The organism is Labrys sedimenti, from assembly GCF_034424805.1.
Lineage (GTDB): Bacteria > Pseudomonadota > Alphaproteobacteria > Rhizobiales > Labraceae > Labrys > Labrys sedimenti.
This window is the reverse complement of record NZ_JAXOUF010000052.1, coordinates 1-6,812: the sequence shown is the minus strand read 5'-3', so window position 1 is coordinate 6,812 and position 6,812 is coordinate 1. Positions and strand designations below refer to the sequence as shown.

At 60.1% G+C, this 6,812-nt stretch carries 6 protein-coding genes; all 6 read left to right on the top strand.

Annotated elements, in window-relative coordinates:
• Window positions 1-182 (top strand): hypothetical protein (locus U1R88_RS35165; protein WP_322435511.1); only part of this gene is annotated, 182 nt, incomplete at its 5' end.
• 28 nt (window positions 183-210) lie between these two features.
• Window positions 211-2,013, top strand: a complete 1,803-nt coding sequence (locus U1R88_RS35160; RefSeq protein WP_322435510.1) for a mechanosensitive ion channel family protein — start codon at window positions 211-213, stop codon at window positions 2,011-2,013.
• A gap of 143 nt (window positions 2,014-2,156) precedes the next feature.
• Entirely contained in the window at window positions 2,157-2,675 is a 519-nt protein-coding gene (locus tag U1R88_RS35155; protein WP_322435512.1) for a hypothetical protein, read from the top strand.
• Window positions 2,676-2,678: 3 nt separating this feature from the next.
• Window positions 2,679-3,911, top strand: coding sequence for an HlyD family secretion protein (locus tag U1R88_RS35150; RefSeq protein ID WP_322435509.1), 1,233 nt, complete (start codon window positions 2,679-2,681; stop codon window positions 3,909-3,911).
• A 221-nt stretch (window positions 3,912-4,132) separates the two neighbouring features.
• Complete coding sequence (locus U1R88_RS35145) at window positions 4,133-5,404, top strand: paraquat-inducible protein A (RefSeq protein WP_322435508.1); 1,272 nt, start codon at window positions 4,133-4,135, stop codon at window positions 5,402-5,404.
• On the top strand, window positions 5,401-6,812 hold a 1,412-nt coding region (locus U1R88_RS35140; protein ID WP_322435507.1), incomplete at its 3' end, for a PqiB family protein. The genes U1R88_RS35145 and U1R88_RS35140, both read left to right, overlap by 4 nt.

The following is a 6,812-nucleotide window of genomic DNA, read 5'->3' as shown; positions in this document are numbered from 1 at the left end:
AGGAGCTCAACGGCGCAATGATGGCCTCGCTGGAAATGCGTGTCGGCCGCTGGAGCTTTCTGGTCGATGGGCAGTTTCCCCAAGTCAGTTCTGCCGGCGCGCTGCCAGGCCCCTACTTTTCCTCGGTGAAACTGCGTTCCCAGACCGCGACCGTTCAGGGCTCGGTCCTTCATCGCGTCTAAGATCATCGGCTTGTGCACGAGAGACATTATGGCTGCTGATTCCAAGATGGACGAGATCGAGGCTGCATCAGCAATACTCGGTCATTTCACCGCCCTGATTGAAAACGGACTCGCGGCAAGGTTCTCAGGGTGGCTCTCGGCCGCAGGTGGGTGGCGCGATTTCCTGCAAGGACTTGAAGCTGCTGGTTACAGTCCCACGCTGCTGGGTGTCGGCGTGGTGGCAACCTGCTTGGCTGCCGTTCTTGCGACGGCCGCGATTGCCACGCTGATCGCCGGCAGGTCGAAGGCCAGGCCCGTGCTGAGTGCAATTGCCTTGCTTGCTGCCGCCATGATCGTGATGCTGACCTTCTGGGGCGCGCTGCTGAGTTTCGTCACGGAGCCGGTGCTCCGCGGCGCTTTGCTGAATTGCGCCGCAATCTCTGCGTTGGCGACCATGATCTGTTTGCCGCTGATGGCCGGGCGCAGGTCGGTTGGCTGGCCCTGGCGCCGTGACATCGCGATCTCGATTGGGATCGTGGCCGCCGGCTTGGTAGTGCTGACGTGCCTGCGTGCATGGAGTGCCGCCGATCCCCTGCGAGACCTGTTTGCCACATTCGCCGTGTCGTTGCCGTTCACCCTCATGGTCGCGGCGGCGTATATTCGCCATCGCGCGTTGGTGGTGAGAGCGTTGTCTTTGGGCAGCACGACAGAGTCGCTACGCCGGAGACTCGCCGCGAGCTGGCCCTGGCTCGTGGTGGCGCTCGTCGTACTCGCCTTTGTCTTCGTCCAACTGGCCATGACACTCGGAAGGCCAATGCGGGGCGGGCCATTGGTGCTTTCGCTTCTGCTGGTTCTCGCCGGTCCACATCTCGACATCGCCATGGAACGGTGCGGCTGGCGCGCGGCCCGATCGCAGGGAGGCGAACTGAGGGGTGTGCTGTGGCGCACGTTCCGGATCGTGATGGCCGCATCGATTCTCGCAATCCTGGCGACGTTCTGGCTCCTGCCCATTCTGGATGTCGCCGGCATTTCGCGAGGGACCGTCTTGCTGAAGGCCGTCGAAATCCTGATGCTCGTACTGGTCATCGCCTTCTGCTGGAACTGGGTGGCCATCATGGCCGCAAGCATCAGGCCTCATGCGGCCGGCCAGCCGCAGGCCGGCACGGCCGTGATCGGCACGCGGCTGACCACCGTCGGGCCAGTGCTCGTGGGCCTCGCCAAGGCTGGGCTTCTGACGCTGGGAGCCCTCACGATCCTGGTCATGCTGGGCATCAACGTCTGGCCGCTCATCACCGGCCTGTCGATTTTCGGCCTGGCGATCGGCCTCGGTTCGCAAACCCTGGTCAAGGATGTCGTGGCAGGTCTCTTCTTCGTCGTCGACGATGCCTTCCGCCACGGCGAATATATCGAGACCTCGGGAGCCAAGGGCACCGTCGAGAGAATTTCGCTGCGATCGGTTTCTCTGAGGCACCCGCGTGGTCCGGTTGCGACAATCCCCTTTGGGCAAATCGGCAAGATTCAGAACTTCAGCCGCGAATGGGTCATTGAGAAGATGCTTTTTCGGGTCGCCTTGGACACCGACGTCGAACTCGTGCGGAAACTGTTCAAGGAGATCGGGCAGGAGATTGCCGCGGACCCGGCACTGAACGCCGACCTCATCGAGCCGTTCAAGAGCCAGGGTATTGGCGCGCTCGAGGAAGGGACTTTGGTGATCCGCGCCAAGTACAAGGCGCGGGCCGGCCATCAATTCCAGATCCGCAAGGCGATCCTTTCAAAGGTTAGGGCCAGGCTTCAGGAGAATAACGTCAAGCTGGTGCCCAAGCCGCTTCAAGTGCCGCAGATGGGCGGATGAACCTGGTTGTGTCGCAAATTTCAGGCGGGCGGAGGAAACAAATCTGTAAGAGCTATCGAAGCGCCGAGTGCTGGCGCGAAATGGCAAGACAGCCCCCCAGCGACCACTTAGATGGGGCAACTCGAAAACTAGGGGTGATCTCGTTGGACGGAAGAATTCATCGGGCCGCTGTAGAGCATCTGCCATTTTTCATCACCGCACCTGGCGAAACCGACGTCCTTTTCATCGGGATGGTCGTCGTCATGCTGGTGTTAATCCTCATCATTGGCAACCTCTACTTCCAGCTCCATGCCCTTCCCGAACGAATGGCACACAGAACCAACTTAGTCCAAATGGAAGTTGTTGCCGTTCTGGTTTTTATTTCTCTTTTCACGCACAATCATTTGTTCTGGATTGCCGGCTTGTTGTTGGCTCTCATTCGTATTCCCGACTTCTCTACCCCGTTCGCATCCATCGCGAGTTCTCTTGCAAAGATCGCCGAACAACACGACGAACATCTGGAAAATCCAACCCCGGTTCGTAATCCACCAAGCGGCATCACCGCGAACCGCCCAGCCGAATTGCCCCTTCGCTCAGCGTCTGAGCTGAAACCTAATCGCGACGAGCACGACCCAGCGCCCGAAGGAGTGCCGAACGCACCTTCGTTGAACGAAGGAAATTAAACGATGTTTGAGCTACTTCTGTGCTCGATGTTGACTATTCTTCCCGACTATCTAATTCGTCGCTATGTCCAGAACAAGCGGATTGGTCGAGACATCACTCTCTATTCTGTTTGGTATGAGTTGAGATGGGGGATAACCGCCTGTGTGATTCTGACGGTTTCGTTAATCTCACTGATCTTCTACTTCCATCCTTCAACCAAGTACGCCACCACCATTTACCGCACCGTCTCCATTCTACCGGAAGGAAACGGCAGAGTCGCGAAGGTGTTTGTTAGCACCAATGAAAAGGTCCTGGCCGGCGATCCGCTGTTTCAGCTCGATGACTCAGATCAGAAAGCCGCTGTGGAGGCTGCCAAGCGCAGGATCGCCGAAATCGATGCTCAGATAATTGTAACTTCGACCCAATTAGGAGCAGCGGACGGGACAATCCAGCAAGCGCTAGGAGCTTATCAGCAAGCTTTTGACGATCTGAAGACAAAGCAGGAGCTCATGCGACGCAATGCCGATGTAGTCGCTGTACGAGAAATTGAACGCCTGCAAGTTTCCGTTGAGGGCTTAAGAGGGGCAGTCGACGCCGCCAAAGCGAATAAGCAGACCCTCCAAGCACAGATATCCACGCTTCTGCCAGCGCAAAAGGCGAGTAGCGAGGCAGCCTTGGCCCAGGCACAGGTTGAGTTGGACAAGAAACTCGTGCGTGCCGGCATCGCAGGCACTCTGCAGCAATTCACGTTACGACCGGGTGACGTGATAACAACGTTTCGACCGGCAGGTATTCTGGTGCCGGCTGGAGCAGGACGGACCGCGCTCGTAGCTGGGTTTGATCAGATCGAGGCTCAAGTACTGAAGGTCGGCATGATCGCCGAAGCGACCTGTATAGGTAAGCCCTTCACTATTATTCCAATGAAAGTAACCTTTGTTCAAGATGTCGTCGCTACCGGACAATTTCGTCCCACAGACCAGTTGATCGACGTGCAGAAGGTAGGGCCGCCGGGATCCATCACTGCTTATCTGGAGCCGCTTTATGCCGAGCAATTAGAAGACGTGCCGCCCGGTGGCAGCTGCATAGCCAATGTCTATACCAACAACCATGACGCGCTAGCCGCGCAGGACATCAGCCGGGGACGCTGGCTCTTTCTCCATATCGTTGACACGGTCGGTCTAGTACACGCCATGATCCTGCGGATCCAAGCCATGCTTCTGCCCGTGCAAACCTTGGTTGTGAGTGGTGGGCATTAACGACAAAGGACCGGCAGAGGCGTATTGCGGCAATGCAATTGCCCACTTGCGGCCGTTTGGAAAGAGCCATTCAGGTTCAAGACATCGAATTTACGATCGGCTCGAAGAGATATTTCAGGGAAGATTCATCGTCTCCATTGGCGGAATGACGTTGCGGCAAGGCCGGAGTTCTTTTGTGATTCGAGTGCAACAGTGACATGGTAGCCGGCCGGACAGATCGGGTGATCACCCCGACGACGCGAAGTTCCACCCAGATTATGGAGTGCCACGATTGCGGGCTGCTGCATGATGTACCGCCGCTCCAGGACGGCATGCGCGCGCGCTGTTCGCGCTGCGGCACCACACTGGAACATTATCGCGCCATCTCGCTGAGCCACGCCTATGCCTATAGCTGGGCCGGTGCGATCTGCTTCGCCATGGCCAATTTCCTGCCCTTCATCAAGCTCGAAATATCCGGGCGCGCGCAGGTGGCCAGCCTCGTCACCGGCATCAAGGCGCTTTACGACCAGGGATTGTGGGAACTGGGAATCGTCGTCGCCTTCACCATGCTGGTGGCGCCGGGCCTGCAGATTCTCGCCCGCCTCACGGTCCTGACCGGGCTGAGGATGCGGCGCCCGCCGCGCTGGCTGCCGCTCGTTCATCGCGGCGCCAGTTTCGTCGGCCGCTGGGCGATGATCGAAGTCTATATGCTCGGCCTTCTCGTCGCCTATGTGAAGCTGATCGATCTCGCACACGTCGATCTCGGCCCCGCCGTGTTCGCCGTGGTGGCGCTGATGCTGGTAACGGTCGCGACCGGCTCCTTGCTGGACGATGAAACCATCTGGCGCAGCTTTGCGCGCAAGGGCCTGGCTCCCCCTCCCTCCCGCGTGGACCCCAGCCGCCCGACTGCCCTGTGCGAATCCTGCTGGCTCGTGTCCAACCTGCCTGCTTCAGGCCATGACGCGGCCTGTCCACGCTGCTCGGCGCCCCTGCATCAGCGCAAGCCCAACAGTCTCACCAGAACCTGGGCCCTGCTGATCACCGCCGCCATCCTCTACATACCGGCCAATCTCTTTCCGATCATGACGGTAATCTCGCTCGGGCATGGCGAGCCCGATACCATCATCAGCGGTGTCATCGCCCTGGCGGATGCCGGTTTGTGGCCACTGGCCGCCCTGGTCTTCTTCGCTTCGATCCTGGTTCCCGTACTGAAGTTGGTGGGCCTGATGACGCTGCTGATCACCACCCAGCGCGGTACGACCTGGCGTCTGCAGGGCAGGACGGTGCTCTACCGGATCATCGAGTTCGTAGGCCGCTGGTCGATGATCGACATCTTCATGATCTCGATCCTGGTCGCCCTGGTGCAACTTGGCGAGATCGCCACCATCGAGCCCGGCATCGGAGCGATCGCCTTTGCCAGCGTGGTGATCATCACCATGATCGCCTCTGAATCATTCGACCCACGGCTGATGTGGGATGTCTTGCGCCGTGACACAGGAAAGAAGGGCCATTGACCGACTCCGACGCCTCCAAGAACGGCAATGACACGGCCACGCCGGATATCGATCCGCCGCGTCGTCGCCGCTTGTCCGCGATCTGGCTCATCCCGATCGTGGCGGCCGCGATCGCGTTCTATCTGGGCTGGGTCACGCTGTCGGAAAAGGGGCCGGTGATCACCATCACCATGCGCACGGCGGAGGGGCTTGAGCCGGGCAAGACCCAGATCCGCTACAAGGCCATCGTCTTCGGCACGGTCAAGAGCGTCGCGCTTGCGCCGGATGGCAGCCACGTCATCGTCACCGCAGACATGACCAAGCAGGCCGAGCCGCTGATGCGCGAGGGCACGCTGTTCTGGGTGGTCCGGCCGCGCCTGTCGGCCAGTTCCGGTATTTCGGGCCTGTCGACCATCATCTCCGGCGTCTATATCGAGTTCGATCCCGGCAAGGCCGGCACGACAGCCGGCAACTTCGCCGGCCTTGAACTGCCTCCCGTCATTCCCACCGACGCGCCCGGGAAGGAATTTTCGCTGAAGACCACCCAGATCGGCTCGATCAGCGCGGGGTCGCCGATCTTCCATCGTGGCCTCGAGGTTGGCCAGGTCCTCGGCTACGACTCCTCCAACCTCACCGACGGCATCACCATCCGCGCCTTCGTCAGGGATCCCTATGACAAGGAAGTGCGTGCCGGCTCCAATTTCTGGAATGCGTCCGGGGTCTCCCTCACCACGGGCCCCCAGGGCTTCCGGCTCCAGCTCGATTCCATCCAGGCCCTGCTCGCAGGCGGCATCGCCTTCGATACGCCGGCCAGTGCGGCGACGAGTGAACGCGCCGCTCCCAAGACGGCTTTCACCCTCTACCGGGATCAGGCCAGCGCCGACGAAGCCAAATATACGATACGCCACAGATATCTGGTCTATTTCGACTCCTCGGTTGGCGGCCTCGCCGCCGGCTCAAACGTGGAGTGGCAGGGCCTCGAGATCGGGCAGGTCGTCGATGTCAGCCTGCAATATGACTTCCTCAAGAATCTGCCGCGCGCAGCCGTCGTGATCGAGCTCGAGCCGCAGCGCATCAAGTTTGTCGGGGCGGACGGCCCTATCGATCCCGAGACCGTCCTGAAATCGCTGGTCGCCAAGGGTCTGCGCGCCGAAATCAAGACCAGCAACTACCTGACCGGGCAGAGCGTGGTGTCGCTCGCCCTCGATCCCAACGCCGGGCCGGCGCAGGTGGACACCAACGGCGCCTATCCGGTGATCCCGACCAATCCGAACCAGTTCGATTCCACCCTGCGCTCGGTCAACGACATCCTCGACCGTATTTCGAAACTGCCGCTGGACAAGCTGGTGCTGCAGGCCAACGACACCATGAAGTCGTTCCAGGACCTGGCCGCCGGACCGGAAATCAAGGAATCGCTGCGTTCGCTCGC